This is a genomic window from Rubritalea sp., assembly GCF_051252225.1.
Lineage (GTDB): Bacteria > Verrucomicrobiota > Verrucomicrobiia > Verrucomicrobiales > Akkermansiaceae > Rubritalea.
Genome location: NZ_JBPOGE010000006.1, coordinates 1 through 17,914 on the forward strand (window position 1 = coordinate 1; position 17,914 = coordinate 17,914).

The 17,914-nt window shown below is 49.0% G+C and carries 5 protein-coding genes; all 5 read left to right on the plus strand.

Annotated features, from left to right (window positions below; all coding sequences use genetic code 11):
- On the plus strand, positions 1 to 2,136 hold a 2,136-nt coding region (locus tag ACSHX2_RS07440; RefSeq protein ID WP_435692084.1), incomplete at its 5' end, for a LamG domain-containing protein.
- 312 nt (positions 2,137 to 2,448) lie between these two features.
- The gene (locus ACSHX2_RS07445; protein WP_435692086.1) at positions 2,449 to 6,225 is read left to right on the plus strand and encodes a hypothetical protein; all 3,777 of its coding nucleotides are present in this window, start codon (positions 2,449 to 2,451) and stop codon (positions 6,223 to 6,225) included.
- A 294-nt stretch (positions 6,226 to 6,519) separates the two neighbouring features.
- Positions 6,520 to 9,357, plus strand: coding sequence for a hypothetical protein (locus tag ACSHX2_RS07450; protein WP_435692088.1), 2,838 nt, complete (start codon positions 6,520 to 6,522; stop codon positions 9,355 to 9,357).
- Positions 9,358 to 9,747: 390 nt separating this feature from the next.
- Positions 9,748 to 13,359 (plus strand): LamG-like jellyroll fold domain-containing protein, encoded by a 3,612-nt coding sequence (locus ACSHX2_RS07455; RefSeq protein WP_435692090.1) that lies wholly within the window; start codon positions 9,748 to 9,750, stop codon positions 13,357 to 13,359.
- A gap of 247 nt (positions 13,360 to 13,606) precedes the next feature.
- Positions 13,607 to 17,692, plus strand: coding sequence for an Ig-like domain-containing protein (locus ACSHX2_RS07460; RefSeq protein ID WP_435692092.1), 4,086 nt, complete (start codon positions 13,607 to 13,609; stop codon positions 17,690 to 17,692).
- The last annotated feature ends 222 nt before the right edge of the window (positions 17,693 to 17,914 follow it).

Sequence of the window (17,914 nt, forward strand, 5' to 3'; positions counted from 1 at the left end):
TTCCCAGTGAATGAGTCCACGGAGGTTGTCATTGAGATCCTTCCCGGTGGCCGATGGAGCTACTCGATCAATGGAGTGACCGAAGCCTCGGGTGTGATTGAAGGCGGCTTTGATTTAACCAAGAGCTACCGTGTCGCAGTCTATGCTCAGGATGATAGCGGTGGTGAGAAATCCATTCAGCACCTGAGTCTCGAAGCAATTCCATCAGGTCTTATCGCGGATTGGCAAATGAATGAAAACTTCGGTGAGAATGTGGCCGATACCTCTGGCTATGACTTTGACGCGTCTACAGTGACTGGCACTAGAGTGAGTGGAATCGAAGGGAAAGCGATTAAACTCAGCGGCAACAGTTCCAGTGTCGCGCTTCCCGCAAAGCCGTTGTCCTATATCATTGACGAGGTCTCCCTAGCTCTCTGGATCTATGGCGATACCACACAAGCGAGAGCAGACACACTCTTCTATGCTCAAGATGGATCAGGTAATCGATCAATGAACATCCACCTCCCTTGGAGTAACGGTAGCGTTTACTGGGATGCCGGGAATACAGACTCAAAGTATGACCGTATCAACAAGGCAGCCTCTGCCTCGGAGTATAAAGATCAGTGGAATCACTGGGTCTTTACCAAGAATGCGGCGACCGGAGAGATGGCGATCTATTTAAACGGCTATCTCTGGCAAAGTGGGACGGGCAAGACCCGGAACATGGCAGACATGACGGTTGCTCTACTAGGCAACGATCTTAACAACCAATCTTACGCTGGAATCATTGACGAAGTGAAGCTTTACAACGTCGCATTGAATGCCAGCGAAGTTTCAGATCTGGCCTACAGCTATAAGACCATCAATGGCACACCGAGAGCCTGGTTGGTCAGTTACGGGTTTGACCCTACCAACGCAGGTTCCGAGGAAGACGCGGATGGCGATGGCATTGCAAATTGGCAGGAATACCAAGACGGTACGGATCCGACAGTGAATGATAATCCTGTAAGCAATACGGGCGCAGGTATCAGAGTCACAGAATACTACCTGACTACCGGCGACTTTACCGGGACGAGCAAGACACTGGTTCTTGATCAGAATCTGGCTGATGACTACTTCATCCTTGTGCGTGGTTCACGTGATGGCGACGGAGGTTCTCTTCCTGACAATGACTTCGCTCGTGTTACAGGAGTGCCATGGGGTGCTAATCTGTACGCAGGAGACATGGTCGGTAGCGGAAGCGGCGACCGAATCATACTCACTCGCTCTGCCGCAACCTATAACTGGGAAGGTGTCGTGACCGTGGTAGAATGCACCAACCCGAGCAGCCCTGCTGGCTTTGACCTGGTTGATGTTGCTTCGGTTGATATTTCAGGCAATTCCGGATCAGAAGCCGGCATCGCTTGGAGCGACATTAACCAAGTTGTCCTCTTCGGTGGATATCGCGGTGGCGGTGTGAGTTACACAGGCACGCCGACCTCAGGATACGATAATGTGAGTGCTTACACTCGTTTCTATCCAAGTGGAAGCGACACGATTAGCTGGACTCGGAACAGCGCAGGTGAAACTTTGCTCGATGTCACAGCAACGACCTTCGTCGTTGAGTGGGGCTCCGAGTGGAATATCCAGCGCCGCAAAGTGACCGGAAGCAATGGAGGCAACGGAGCCAATGCGACTGGTGAATACACCACAGTCGCCATTAGTCCCGTATCCCGCGATAACACGTGGGTCTGGGGAACGGGCACTCGCTTGGACTCAGGTGTGGGCGATGGCGCAGAAGGCTGCCTTGTCACCCTGGGAGACGGCGTGAACCAGAATGCGACCGAGAGCACGGTCGCAGTGGGCTCCGAATATACGGATACCTATTGGTTTGATGTCTACACACTAACACACCCCGACTTAAACGTAGATCACCGCTTCAAGGCCGACGGCGACTCCGGTAGTTCGGACCTGGCAGTAGCAGTTGACTCTGCTCCATCTGGCGCCCGCTTCGGCTGGCTTTATAATGGATGTAATGGAACTGGAACTTCCGTCTCCCGTGCGAAGCTCTGGAGCCGCTACACGAATGACAATGAAGTCACCATCAGTCGTGGTAACTCCGGTCAAAACTTCCCAGCTTGGATCCAAGGGATCGATTTCTCAGGGCTCAATAATTAGAGAGAACTCAACGTTTACAAATTGTAACCAGCACTCTTCGGGGTGCTGGTTTTTTTATTAAGCTTTATTTTTTTGAGCTGTGCGCTTCATTCGCTTTTTGGAGATTTACTAATCTCAGATGCTAGATTAGTAAATCTTGATAAGTGCTCTGAAGTGCTCTGAAGTGCTACCGCTTAGATTAGAAAGACCCGATTGCGTACCTCTCCTTCTTGAATCTTTGCTGATACAATGAATAGCTATTGTGTAGTTATTTCTGAATTATCAAAATTTAATTCCCTCATTAGGTTTTAACTCGATCCAATATCCGAATAAATGAAATACATCACACCGTGCATTCTTTGCACTTCTCTCCTCGTCGGCCTATCTGCGAATGCAGATATCCTTGTTGGCTACGATTTCGACGATGGTACTGGTGTAGGAACGCTAGCAGCAGCCTTCGTTTGTCCCGATGTAATTGCCACCGATTTTGATACAGGCCCAGGCCTCGAGAATAGTGTCTATACCTCCTTTGCTCCTGTGGATGGTTTGGATGCGGACGGCAATATCTTTGGCTCTACCAACTCATTTTCTTTTGGAGGAACTGTCAGCACATTCGGTTTCACCGGTATGAATGATGCGGATGATCTTACTGGCTCTATTTCCGCTGATGACTATATGGCATTCACCGTTACGCCAGATGCGTACAGTGCCTTAAATTTATCCAGCCTGACATTCCGGACCTTTGTCAAGCAGCTGAACAATGCCGCGGATCGTTGGGCGCTGTTTTCTTCGATTGATGGTTTTGCCGAAGGCGACGAAATAGCGACAGGACAGACGACTGACATTTTGTCGTGGGACGAAAGCAACAACAACGTCGTCGTCAGTCTCTCAGACGCCAGATTTCAACATTTGGGCGAAGCCGTCGAATTCCGTCTCTATGTTTATGGCGGCAATCAAGATTCGAATTCCGCGACAGCATTCGATAAAGTCGTGCTGAATGGCACCACTACTTCAGCACGTCTGCTCTATAAAGATACTTTTGAGGGAGACGGACTGACGAACAACAGCGGGATCGGCGGAGGCGCAGTGAATCGTACTATTAATGCGAATGCTTGGGTCGATGACGGCGTTGCGACTTTTGTAACGAATGCAGCAGGTGCTGGTACTCGGGCACTCTTGTATTCTGCCAATTCATTTCAATCCGATACCGGCTTAAAGCTATCGGTAAATTACACCGCAGGGTCGATTGGCGACACTGGAGCCAATAGCCTGGCGTTCGGCCTCATTAGCACCGATACGGAGCTTGCAACATTTAGCGGTGACAATCCTTTCCGAGCAGACACTAGTGTCTACAGTATTGGCGCGAATGTGACTGCCTTTGGTGGCACTACTTCGAGAGGACTGAACTTCACGAATGGAGTGACACGCACGACACTGGATCAATCTGGAACTAGAGCCCAGTTCAATGCGGGTGAGCCCTGTGAGGTGACACTCGAGATCGGCACTGGTGGCTATTGGTGTTACCGTATCGACGGCGAGTATGAAGCTTCCGGAGCTTTGGCGGAAGGGTTTGATCTGAGTAAGGATTACCATGTAGTGGTCTATGGCCAAGATGACAATGGCGGCGAGAAGTCGATTCAATCCATCAAGTTGGAGAAACGCTATGCTCAGGGAGAACGCGCTGCAGATTTAAGAGGTAGCTGGAACGGTGGTCAGGGTGACGTGCAGAATATAAAACATCTGAGGACTATTGGTTCGACGATCGCCAGACTCAATGAAGGTGCGAGTGGTTCGGGGAATCATAACGCCCCACATCAATTACTGGAAAGTATTGCTTTGGGGCTTACCGCTGTAGGAGGAGATCCCATCAGCGCTCCTGTTCCAAGTTGGGGAGACTTAAGTCTGGATGAGGCTCAAAATGACAGCTTTCTAGCAGAGATTTTAGAGATCAGAAATGCTGGAATAGGGGTGAAAGTCTACTCAAATTCGGAAAACTTCGTCGGGAGTAATACCGTTGCACTGGAGGCATTTTTTGAACGTTGGAAAGAATACTGTGACACTGACCCTGATGTGATGGAGTTCATCGATAGCCAGCCATACCATACTGGCATTTGGAATAGCACTACTCAAGAATATGAGGATGCATCAGAGACATACCCTAACCGTAAATATATGTTTTGTTACGCAGAGTATGTCCTAAAAAACTATGCGTTGCGCTATGGTGAGTACGTCGACTCCTGGACTTTCGATTCGGCGAATGATATGGGGGCAAATGGTGACAATGCTAGTAGCGGCATTCTGGAGCAACAGCGGATTTTTCAAGCTTTTGCAAATGCGGTACATGCTGGGAATCCAGAAATCCCAATAGCCTTTAACAATGGTCGTAGCAATGTGAATTATGGTTCCTATCCCTACGTTGCAGCCACGCGGTTTGATGACTTCACTTTTGGTCATGCCTTTGGAGGAAATAACAACCACGCAGAAGGAACTCAGTTCACCCTGAACTACCAACACATAACGCGCATGACAGAAACTAACGGGTACGTTCATGCGGAGAGTGGAAGAGATTGGGATAATCTTATCGTAGGTAATTTCCACTCTAAACTCGGTCCCATTTCATGGCAGTATAGTACTCCCTCAGCCTGGGAACAGGATGATTTCAATCAATGGAATTTAGAAGCTATGCAGGCAGGTGGTCACACAACATGGGAAGGTTCTGTGAGTAGAGGCCCTCGCACGCTCCGCGATTGGGCCATTACCCAACTCGAGTTACTCGATGCCCACTTGGCAGAATTCCAAAACCCAGGCCCACCCAGCTGGGCTCGTAAATATACTTGGCTGCCAGAAGCAACGATTGGCGAGACCTACTATCACGTGTTAGTAGAAGGAGCAGACTTCTGGGACCCAGAGAGTGATGACATTACGAGTCTAGTAGCGCTGGGAAATACCCCAGACTGGCTCACGATACAGGAAGATCCGAATGATCCCACCCGTTGGATTCTAAGTGGGATGCCGACAGCCGGCGATAGTGCAACGCATGCATTCAGCCTAAAAGCCACGGAGGCCCATGGATTCAGTTGCTCTCGTGAAGTGGAATTAGTGGTCAATGAAAGTCCTTATACTTTCGCCAACGGGCTCGTGTATCAATTCGAGATGCCCACCAGCATCTCAGGAACGACAAGCGAGATCGTCTATACCGCGCCCGACGTAAATACGTTTGGTGACGGGGTGACTGTCAGCAATTTGATGATTTCTGATGGGGATAACCCAGATACTTATTACGGACGTATAGAGGATATCGGCGGCGGTTCGTTAGAGGCTGCGGTAAGTGATCGTGAAGCGGCCAATACGATAGATTTTACGCTCAATGTCTCTGATAAAGTGATTATTGGACTTTCTAATATTAGCTTTGATACCTCCTATTTCACCAGTGCCACAGGGACGAGCATCATGGATTGGACCTTTGAAACGATCATTGGATCTACGACGAGCAATACGACAACGGGTGGGTTCTCTCACAATGGTGGAACCAACTATCAGAGCCCTGAGGCTGCATCCGGCGATATCGAGCTGACAGGATTGTCTGGACTAACAGATACATCTGTGACCTTCCGCTGGACACTTAATGGCGACAAAAGTAACACCTTCGAAATTCGCAGCATGGGATTGGATAATATTGTGCTGACTGGGGTTATTGAGTCTCAAGATCTAGGACCTTTGGCTACTTGGCTTTCCGACTACGGAGTGAGCGGCGACGATGCGTCCATCGATGCGGACACGCTAGACCGAGATGGCTACTCGATCTTGCTGGAATTTGCACTGGGGATGGATCCGACGCGGAGCGATGCGGGCTCTAAGGAGTCGATATTCACGGAGGAAGAGGATGACTCGATGTATTTCGTCTATGAATATGATCGCCGCACCGATTATCTGGAACTCGGCTTGAACTACACTTTGATCGTGAAGCCTGATCTACTTACCCCGTCCGATGAAGCCCCTTACGATATTGAAGTCGGTGACCCACTCGATGACTACGAAACAGTCAAAGCACGTTTTCAGATGATTGATTCCAAGAAATTTATCCAACTGCAGGTTGAATTGGCAGAATAATTGTTTGGGTTTTTTGTGAGGAAACACTTGTAGAATAATCTGACGGATTTTTTTAGTCTCGCTAGCAGTAGCGATTCAGAAACTATTAATGACCAAACCAGCACTCTCCGGGGTGCTGGTTTTTTCGTTAGTAACATCAAATTTTAAGCCTTATGCGGCCTAAGTTACTGTCTATCAGAGTGAATTGATGAAATCCGACACTGGTCATTTGACCAGTAGACAAGGGGGAGTCGTCTACTCTAGTTGATATACTCCCAATGCTCCCCACATTGATAAACCCAATTAATACACTAAATGAAAAAAATTCACTTTCTATCAAGTGCTTGCATGGCTGCGCTCGGTCTAACCGCAAACGCGGGAGTTCTCTATCAGGACTCTTTCGACAATGACGGCCTCTCGACTAATACCGGAACCGGCGGTGGAGCGGTCAACAAAACAATAAACACGAATGCTTGGACCGATAGTGGTGATGCAGAGTTTATCATAAATGGAGGAGGAGCTGGAGCGAGAGCTGTCTTGTATTCTGCCAATACATTCCAATCGGACACCGGCTTCAAGCTGACGGTTAACTACACGGCGGGCTCGATTGCTAGCACGGGGGCAAATAGCTTAGCATTTGGACTTATCAGCGACGATACGAACATGTCTACCTTGGGGGGGGATAATCCCTTCCGTGCAAATAACAACGTTTATAGCATCGGTGCCAATGTGACAGCTTTCGGCGGAGAAGCTTCGCAAGGGCTCAACTTCACCAATGGATCTACACGAGTCACATTAGACCAATCTGGAACAAGAACTCAGTTCAAAGCAGGTGAAACATGCGAGGTGACATTCGAAATTGGCGTCGGGGGCTATTGGTGCTACCGCATCGATGGAGTTTATGAGGCTTCCGGTGCATTGCCTGAAGGATTTGATCTAAGCAAGGATTACCACGTGGCGGTCTATGCTCAGGATGATAATGGAGGAGCTAAGTCGATCCAATCTATAAAGCTTGAAAACGCTTACGCCCTAGGAGAACGCGCAGATGGCTTAAGAGGTAGCTGGAATGGTGGCCAAGGTGATGTTGAAAACATAAAGCATCTCAAAACTATTGGTTCGACCATTGCTAGACTGAATGAAGGCGCTATTGGATCAGGTAATCATAATGCTCCACATAATTTATTGGAAAGCATTGCCCTAGGACTCACAGCAGTTGGTGGAAGTGCGATTGTTGCTCCAGTTCCAACTTGGGGTGACCTAAGCCAGAGTGAACCGCAAGACGACCCCTTTCTTGCAGAGATTTTAGAGGTCAGAAATGCTGGAATAGGAGTTAAGGTCTACTCAAATTCTGAAAACTTCGTTGGTAGCAATACCGTTGATTTGACGGCCTTTACTGAACGCTGGAAAGAGTATTGTGATACAGACCCAGAGGTTCAGGCGTTCATTAATAGCCAGCCTTATCATACTGGAATTTGGAATAGCACCACTCAACAGTATGAAGATGCCACAGCTACATATCCTGACCGTAAATACATGTTCTGCTATGCGGAGTATGTGCTGAAAGAGTATTCCTTGCGTTACGGTAAATACGTAAGTTCATGGATCTTCGACTCAGCAGATGACATGGCTAAGAATGGAGATTCTGCCGGGACAGGAGTGATCGAGTCAGAGAGGATTTTTCAAGCATTTGCAAATGCGATCCATGCAGGAAATCCTGAACTCCCGATAGCCTTTAATCGCGGGCGCCTTGGCGACGATCTCATCAATGATTCTGCTTTCCCGTATGCTCGTCCTACTCGGTTCGATGATTTCACGTTTGGGCATGCCTATTTTGGTAATAACAATCATGCAAGCTCGGCGGTGAATCCAACTCGAGGAGAAAGTATTTTTGCGAGTAACTATAGGCACGTCTCAAAAATGACGGAAAAGAACGGTAATGTTCATGACGGAGGCCTATATGATTGGGATGATCTAGTTGTCGGGAATTTCCACTCAAAGCTCGGCACAGCTTCATGGCAGTTCAGTGGGACTCAGGCATGGGCTCAGGAAGATTTTAACCAATGGAATTTGGAAGCCATGCAGGCTGGTGGTCATATGACATGGGAGGGTTCTGTTTACAGAGGCTCCGGCACTCTTCGTCCGTGGGCGATTACTCAATTAGAGTTACTTGATGCACACTTGGCAGAATTTGCTTCACCTGACGCTCCTAACTGGGCTCGGAAGTACACGGACTTACCGGAAGCAAGTAATGGGCTGCCCTACTATCACATTCTGACCGAAGGAGTAGACTTCTGGGATCCAGAAGGCGATGACATCACAAGTATTGTGGCTGTATCTAGTGGCGACTCCAATGCGCCAGCATGGCTGAATATCAGTCAAGACCCATCAAATCCGGGACTATGGATAATGAGCGGAATGCCGACTGAAAGCGAAGGTAGCACAATCGAATTCGACTTGATGGCAACAGATTCGAATGGCTACAACGGCTCTCGTACCGTTGAGTTGGCCATCACTGCACCTCCATTTGGGCTCGTCGCTCAATGGTCAATGGATGAAGCCTCCGGAGTAATTGTTTCGGATGTCTCCGGCAATGGCTTTGCGGGGACTTCCGAGAATTGCACAGTAATGAGCGGCATAGAGGGGAATGCCCTTGAGTTCAATGGCAGCAACTCACGTGTAGACATTCCCGTTGCGGCATTTGCTACTGTGGTCGATGAGGTCAGCATAGCCTTGTGGGCCTATGGAGATGCGAGCTTGCCGCAAAACAACTCGGCCTTCTACGCATCAGATGCTTCCGGCAACCGCCTGATCAATGTTCACTTACCTTGGAGCAACTCCAACGTCTACTGGGATGCTGGTGATGGAAACAGCTATGATCGCATCAACAAGGTGGCAGCCGCAGCCGAGTATGAAGGCGCGTGGAATCATTGGGTCTTCACTAAAAATGCGACTACTGGTGTGATGAATATCTATCTCAATGGAAGCCTCTGGCATACCGGAAGCGGTAACTCCCTGAGTATTGGTTCAGTCAACACCGCCGCCTTTGGCTCACAGATATCGAGCCTCAGCTACAGTGGTGTGCTTGATGATGTGCTGCTCTACAATGTGGAGTTGAGCGATACCGAAGTACTGCAAGTATTTCAGAGTTATTAATGATTAATCGGTTCGTTTTTTATTGCATCAGTTCTCTAAAAAACGACCGAGATGTCATAGCGTTACGAATAAGGTGCCGCCCTAGTGAGCTTCGAATAGGCCTATAGCTCGACGGCGGTCACCTTCATCCGTTTGGTCTACGGCGCCCACGAGGGTGCGGTGAAGTAGACCAATCAGCATGCTTCTACTTTTCTGTGACCGGCTATAGGTATGATTGATTACACAGAATACAAGGGAGGCTCGATAGAAATTTATGGCGGTACACACCGTCCAGAACTTCTCTACTTGGGTTCTGTGGATCGACTTTTCTGGTTTGAATGGTTGATTAGGAAATTTAAAAAAATAAGGATTAAATAAAAAAACTATAATTATAAAAATATGAAAACATGCGTGAAATTCATAAAAAAACATAAAGATTTTTGTGTTTTAAAACTACTCGGTTTGGCATTTCTCAGTAACGTTACTCCTTGCCTTGGTCAATTCGAAGCGGAAATTGCTCAAGTGGAAGCACTAGGAACGGATTCTGTCATGCTCAATGCTCCCAATGTCTATGAAGTGGAGTATGATGCCGATGGAATCCCAACATATGGAGCAACATACACCCCGATGGCTGGAGATTTAAAAAGAATCTTTTATGACGGACTCGACACAGAAGGGAATCCTACACGTGTATTCGCTTGGATAAACATCCCTGCAAATGCTAGCAGCGCTAATCCAGTCCCTGGAGTAGTGCTTGTTCATGGTGGTGGTGGCACGGCTTACCAAGGTTGGGCCGAGCAGTGGGAAGACCGAGGCTACGCAGCCATCGCAATCACTACCGAGGGGCATACCGACATCAGGTACGATGCAGATGTCTACCCTAGCACTACAGTGCGTACTTCCTCTGGCTATATTAAGCATGAGCTTTCAGGTCCTAGCCGGAACTTCTATTCTTCTAGAGCTGATCTCACTGCTGAATGGATGTATCATGCGACAGCTAACACGATCCTAGCGAACTCTCTTTTACGTGACCTTGACTTTGTTGATGAAGATAAGTGTGGTGTCATGGGAGTGTCGTGGGGCGGCGTGATTACGAGTACGGCTATTGGAATTGACGACCGCTTTGCGTTTGCAATCCCTGTTTACGGATGCGGACACAAATTCAGCTCTAGTAATTTATATGGTTCCAGACTCGGGAATCATGAAAAATACAATCTCTTATGGGATCCGTTCCTACGCATGCAAAACGCGACGACTCCTGCGCTATGGCTCTCTTGGCCTACGGATAAACATTTCCCAATGGATTCCCAAGCGTATACCTACCAAAAGCAAGCGGGCGTACACTCGGTTGCTATCGTTCATGGAATGGGACATAGTAATCCTGCGGCGGAAGCACGACCAGAACCTATTGACTACGCTGATAGCATCGTAGAAAACGGGGCTCCTTGGAGTTCACAAAAAAGCATTAGCATTTCCGGCTCAGAAGTAACTGTTGTTTTTAATTCCACCAAAAACCTTCATACAGCTACCCTTCTGTCGACCTCGTCTTTCGATGTTACCACGACAGATAATTCTAATAATACCGGTTGGTCGAATGTGCTGATTAGTGCGCCGGTTAATAATGGAGACGGGACTTATACAGTTACCACGACGATACCAGAAACAACTACAGCTTACTTTATAAATGCTTTCGCAGACCCTACGTCTGGGAATCGTGATCTAACAGTGTCTTCGGATTATCAGGAAATATTTGAAGTCACGCTTAGCCCGAGTGGTGGTCTTTCGATCCCTCATCCAGAGGACGTCGCGAATACGGTGGGCACCATCGAAGTGTCCATTGACGGTCCCTCAAATCTTCCAGTAGTCGATATCGCTTTGATTGATGCGTCTCATCCTGGAGCTTTCTCGACGACGACAGAACCCTTTCTTATTGCTGAGAATACTCCGTCGACTACGCCTATTGAAATTGTCTTTGACAATACCGTCGCTAATTTAGACGCAGGGCAGAGCGCTTCTGCAACCGTCCAGGTGACATACGAGTTGACGGATGGTAGTCTTGAGTCAGTGACGCTTCCAGTGACTGTCTCTGGCTCTGGAGGACCTGTAGCAAGCTGGTCAATGGATGATGGCGATGGCAGTCAAGTGGCTGACGATTCTGGTCACGGATATCACGCTACATTAACCAATGGAACTTGGGTCACGGGGGTGGAAAATTCCGCTCTCTCTTTCAATGGGACGGACTCTGCTGTCACACTTCCTAGCAGTGCTTTTTCGAGCATTTCGGATCAGATCACCATCTCCATGTGGGTCAATGGTGATGCGTCACAAGCAAAGAAGGATACAGCCTTTTATGCAGAAGATAGCTCTGGCAACCGAGTGCTGAACATCCACCTCCCTTGGAGCAATGGCATCGTTTACTGGGATGCGGGTAATACAGGCTCTCAATATGACCGTATTAACAAAGGTGCCTCCGCTTCTGAATATAAAGATCAGTGGAACCACTGGGCATTCACTAAGAATGCAAGCACAGGTGAAATGGCCATCTATCTGAACGGAGAGCTTTGGCACAGTGGAACTGGCAAGGCGCGAAGTATGGCTGCCATCGCCAATGTTATGTTAGGCAATGATGTGAACAATAATTCTTACGATGGAATGATTGACGAAGTGCAGGTCTACGATGTCGCTTTGAGCGCGAGTGAAGTCTCGGATCTGGCCAACAGCTATACGGCTACAAACGATACGCCTAAGGTCTGGCTGATCGCGAATGGCGTGGATCCAACGAATGCAGGTGCATTGGCAGACGCCGACGGCGATGGATCGGCCAACTGGCAGGAATACCAGAATGGGACTGATCCATTAGTTGCTGACAATTCTTCTAGCTCAGACGCTGGTATCAGAGTGACAGAATACTACCTCACTACAGGTGACTTCACTGGTACGCAGAAGACCCTCGTTCTGGACCAAAACCTAGCAGATGACTACTTCATCCTCGTACGTGGCTCACGTGATGGTAACGGCAAAACGCTAGCTGATAGCGAATACGCTCGTGTCACGGGTGTGCCCTATGGTGGCAATCGATATGCAGGCGACATGGTGGGAAGCGGAAACAATAACCAAATCACCCTAACTCGTTCCTCCGCGACCCAAGATTGGGAAGGTGTGGTGACTATAGTTGAGTGCATGAACCCGACGGATGCTGGGGGCTTTGATCTCATCGACGTCGCTTCCGTAGACATCATCGGGAACTCAGGGGCTGAGGTAGGGGGCAGCTGGACTGATATCAACCAAGTCGTTCTCTTCGGTGGATACCGTGGTGGTGGTGTGAACTACATTGGCGCACCGACCACAGGATATGACAACGCGAGTGCACACACGCGTTTCTATCCAAGTGGCAGTAACACGATTAACTGGACTCGAAATTCTGCAGGTGAGGCGCTACTGGATGTCACTGCAACGGCCTTCGTCGTTGAGTGGGGCTCGGATTGGAATGTTCAACATCGTAAAGTCGTCGGAAGCAATGGCGGCAACGGAGCTGATGCGACCGGCGAATACATTACAGTGGCTATCGACCCAGTATCCCGAGAAAACACCTGGGTGTGGGGAACTGGAACGCGTCTAGACTCAGGCGTCGGTGACGGTGCTGAAGCCTGCCTAGTGACCTTAGGTGATGGTGTGAATCAAAACGCTACCGAGAGCATAGTCGCAGTGGGTTCCGAATACACCGATACTTACTGGTTCGATGTCTACACCATGACGCACCCTGACTTACATGTGGATTATGGTTTCAAGACCGATGGTAACGTCAATGACACAGACGTGACTGTTGCGGTTGATTCCGCTTCAGCCGGCACTCGTTTCGGCTGGGTCTATAATGGATGTAATGCGACCGGTGATTCGGTTTCCCGAGCTAAGCTCTGGAGCCGCTATACTGAGGACGATGAAGTGACGCTCAGCCGTGGTTACTCTGGCCAGAACTTCCCGGCATGGATCCAAGGAATCGATTTCTCTGGCCTCAATAATTAGAGAGAACTCAACGTTTACAAATTGAACCAGCACTCTTCGGGGTGCTGGTTTTTTGATTATCACCGACCTCTTTCCACAGCTTAGAAGGTCGCCTAATAATATTTGTTAGGAAATTTATTCTACCTTAAATTGATAAGAAATGAACTTCCTGTTTGACCTCTTTATTCTGTTTCAATAGGTTAGATAAATGCGCGTATCTCCCCCATGTCTCAGATCGGATTTCGCATGAAACCCACTCACACACAACATGAAGAAAACAACCTATTTGACCAGTGCCTGCATGGCGGCACTTGGTCTCACAGCACACGCTGGAGTTCTCTATCAGGACTCATTCGACAATGACGGACTCTCCACCAATAACGGAATCGGTGGAGGAGCAATCAACAGAACTATCCAAGCCCATTCTTGGACTGATGATGGCGATGCCACCTTCCTAACAGCTGGCACTAGTTACACTCGTAGAGCTCTACTCTACTCCGAAAACACCTTCCAATCTGACACTGGATTTAAACTAACAGTGCAGTTCACCACTGGCTCCGTCGGGGATCTCGCTGCGCACAATCTCTCCTTCGGGCTCATCCGAAGCAATACCGATCTCTCGGGCTATTCTGGTTATAACCCCTTCACAGCGGAAGCCAGCCTCTATAGTATTGGTGCCAATGTCACTGCGGGTGGCGGCACTGCGAGTAGAGGTCTAAACTTTTCTAACGGTACTACTAACACCACGCTAGACACCTCTGGTACCAGAGCACAATTTGTCGCAGGCGAAACCTGCGAGGTCACACTAGAGATTGGAATCGGCGGCTATTGGTGCTACCGAATCAACGGCGTTTACGAATCCTCTGGGGTTCTAGCCGAAGGTTTTGACCTCAGCCAAAACTACCATGTCGCTATATACGGCCAGGATGACCACGGCGGCGGTAAGTCAATCCAATCAGTCAGCTTAGAAACCGCCTACGCAGCAGGTGAACGCGCCGCAGGCATGAGAGGCACTTGGAATGGCGGTCAAGGAGATGTAGCGAACATCAAACACCTTAAAACCATTGGTTCTACCATCGCACGCTTAAATGAGGGAGCGTCGGCCTCAGGTACTCATAATGCCCCTCACAACCTAATAGAGAGCATCGCTTCCGGCCTAACTGCTGTTGGTGGAGACGCCATCAGCGCACCAGTGCCAAGCTGGGGGGATCTAAGCCTAGATGAACCACAAGACGACCCCTTCATGGCTGAGATCTTGGAGGTCAGAAATGCGGGAATAGGTGTGAAAGTGTACTCGAATTCTGAGAATTTCGTCGGAACGAACACTGAGGCACTTGAGAGCTTCACTGAGCGCTGGAAAGAATATTGTGATACCGACCCAGAAGTTCAGGCATTCATCAATAGCCAGCCTTATCATACTGGCATTTGGAATAGCACCACCCAGCAATATGAAGATGCTACAGCTACCTATCCTGACCGTAAGTACATGTTCTGTTACGCTGAGTATGTTCTCAAAGAATATTCCCTGCGCTACGGAAAATACGTCAGTTCCTGGGTTTTTGACTCTGCAGATGATATGGCTAAAAACGGGGATAGCTCGGGTAGTGGTATTGTAGAGCAAGAAAGAATTTTCCAAGCCTTCGCCAATGCTATTCATGCAGGAAATCCTGAAATCCCGATAGCATTCAATCGAGGCCGACTTGGTAATGACCTAATCGATGATCCAGCATTCCCCTATGCTCGTCCGACACGCTTTGACGATTTCACTTTTGGCCATGCTTTCAATGGCAACAACGACCATGCAAGTTTAGCCGTCAACCCAACCCGTAATGAAAGCATTTTTGCAAGTAACTACAGACACGTCCAAAAAATGACGGAGAAGAATGGTAACGTGCATGACGGCGGGGAATATGAATGGGATGACCTCATTGTTGGAAACTTCCACTCAAAACTCGGCCCGATTTCATGGCAGTATAGCACTCCCGCAGCTTGGGCTCAGGACGACTTTAACCAGTGGAACCTCGAAGCCATGCAGGCTGGAGGCCATATGACATGGGAAGGTTCCGTGACCAAAGGCACTCGTGTTCTCCGAGCTTGGGCCATTACCCAACTTGAATTACTCGATGCCCATCTCGCCGAATTCCAGAACCCTGGACCTCCAAGCTGGGCGCGTAAGTACACTTGGCTTCCAGATGCCAGTGACTCTAACTACAACCACACGCTAGTTGAAGATTCAGATTTCTGGGATCCTGAAGGCGATAACATTACTGCCATTACACCTACAGGAAATGCTCCTTCGTGGCTGACTGTTTCAGAAAGCCCTGCTGGTTCAGGAAACTGGGTTCTCAGTGGTATCCCAACAGATGTCACATCCACCACCCATACCTTTGATCTCGTCGCTCGAGATTCCAATGGACTGGAAGGCAGCCGAGAAGTCACCTTAGTCGTGAATGTGAGTCCCCTTGTCTACAATGACACTCCAAGAGAATGGCTCGCCAACTACGGCATTGAAGCGTCTGACGCTGGTGCTCTAGCAGATACTGATGGTGACGGTTTCGCAAACTGGGAAGAATACCAAAATGGCACAGACCCACTCGTCAATGCGGCTCCGGTAGCAGACTCTATCAGCCTAACAGTCGATGAAGACAGTACCGTGAACATTACTCTCAGCGGCTCAGATGCAGAAGGAAATAGCCTCAGCTACCAAGTCACCTCTCAGCCAGCTAACGGCACACTCAGTGGAACAGCTCCAAACCTGAGCTATACGCCTAATGCGGATTACAACGGTTCGGACTCCTTCAGCTACACAGCGAATGATGGATCGAGTGACAGCTCTATAGCTACGGTTTCGATTACTGTCCTTCCGGTCAATGATCTACCCAATGCGGGAAGCTCAGCAGTGGTTGCTGGCACTCTAGTTAGTGAATCCTACAGCGGCACTTTAGCCGATGCTGTATCCGACACAGATGGAGACAGCCTCACCTTCGCTGTTCTTTCAGGACCGAGTTGGTTGACCATCGCCCCAGACGGATCACTCAGTGGCACTCCTGGCTCAGATAATACCGGGCTCAACACTTGGCTCGTTCAAGTAGATGATGGCAATGGCGGAAGCACGACCCTTGATTTGGAGATCACAGTAGATCTACCCATCCTCGTTGGTTATGATTTCTCCACAGCAGATCCAGCTTCTCCGACACTTGTCGCAGGTAACCTCAGCGCCAGCGCAGTGACCTCTCCGATGCCGATATCCTATGATTCTTCCTTCGGAGATAACAGCGGAGTGACTGCTTCTGGACTCGAATTTGGTAGCCCAGATTCACTTGGCGCTCTCGCGCTTCAGGTGATCGACGCCACAACCTCGAGCTTCGAGAACGCGATCGCTGGAGACGACTACATCACCTTCACTGTGACACCGAACATCGGTACCGGTATCCAACTCTCAAGCCTCACTTTCAAGGTGACCAAGAAGAGTCTGGCGGCAGTAGATGAATACGCAGTGACTGATGCTGCTGGGAACAGCATTGGAAGCCCTACTGTGATTACCAATATAGTGGGTCTCACAGGGGCCTACGATGGGATCTCAGTAGATCTCGCAGGTACAGACAATGAGTACATCACAGCTCCTACGGAGTTCCGTATTTACGCATGGGGCCGAGGATCAAGTAGCGCCAGTAATACACTCGCAGCAATCGATAAAGTCACGCTACACGGCAGCAACTACCTTGCTCCTGTTGCCTATTGGGAATTAGACGATGGTAGCTCAACCACCGCCCTAGACAGCAGTGGAAACGGCTTCGATGGTACGATTGCCAATGCAACTTCGGTGACTGGTAAAGTTGGATTAGCATTGGACTTCAATGGAACCGATACTGATATCACCCTCCCCGCTAGCGTCTTTGCTTCCATCGACCAAGAGATCACTATCTCCATGTGGGCGTATGGAGCAGCTAACCAAGCGCGTCAAGACACCCTATTCTCCGCCAAAGATGCAGCAGGAAACCGCCTCTTGAATATCCATCTTCCATGGAGCAACTCCCAAGTATACTGGGATGCAGGTTGGAACTCTGGCTACGACCGTATCAACAAAGTAGCGACAGCAGCTCAGTTCAAAGACAACTGGAGCCACTGGGTATTCGTGAAGAATGCGACCACAGGCACAATGGAGATCTACCACAATGGCACGCTCTTCCACAGCGGAACAGCTAAGGTTAAAAGCATGGCTGGAATCACAGGGGCGACTCTCGGCTCTGAGTTCGGCACCAGCAATTACGCTGGATCGGTCGATGATCTAATCATCTACGACTCCGCTCTAACAGCGGAAGAAATCGCAGAACTCTACAATAGTTACGAATAATCAGGCAGCCGTCCGCTAGATAAAAATCACTCAAACCAGCACTCTCCGGGGTGCTGGTTTTTTCGTTAGCCACACCACCTCCGAAGCCTTATGTGGTCTAAGTTGTTCTCTATCAGAAGCAACTAATAAAACCCAACACTGGTCATTTGACCAGTAGACAAGGGAGGGTCGCCTACTCTACTTGATATACTCCCAATGCTCCCCACATTGATAAACCCAATT

What these genes read in the sequence shown, in the direction of transcription:
- ACSHX2_RS07450 (WP_435692088.1), top strand. Translation starts at nt 6,520, where the DNA reads ATGAAAAAAATTCACTTTCTATCAAGTGCTTGCATGGCTGCGCTCGGT.
- ACSHX2_RS07445 (WP_435692086.1), top strand. Translation starts at nt 2,449, where the DNA reads ATGAAATACATCACACCGTGCATTCTTTGCACTTCTCTCCTCGTCGGC.
- ACSHX2_RS07460 (WP_435692092.1), top strand. Translation starts at nt 13,607, where the DNA reads ATGAAGAAAACAACCTATTTGACCAGTGCCTGCATGGCGGCACTTGGT.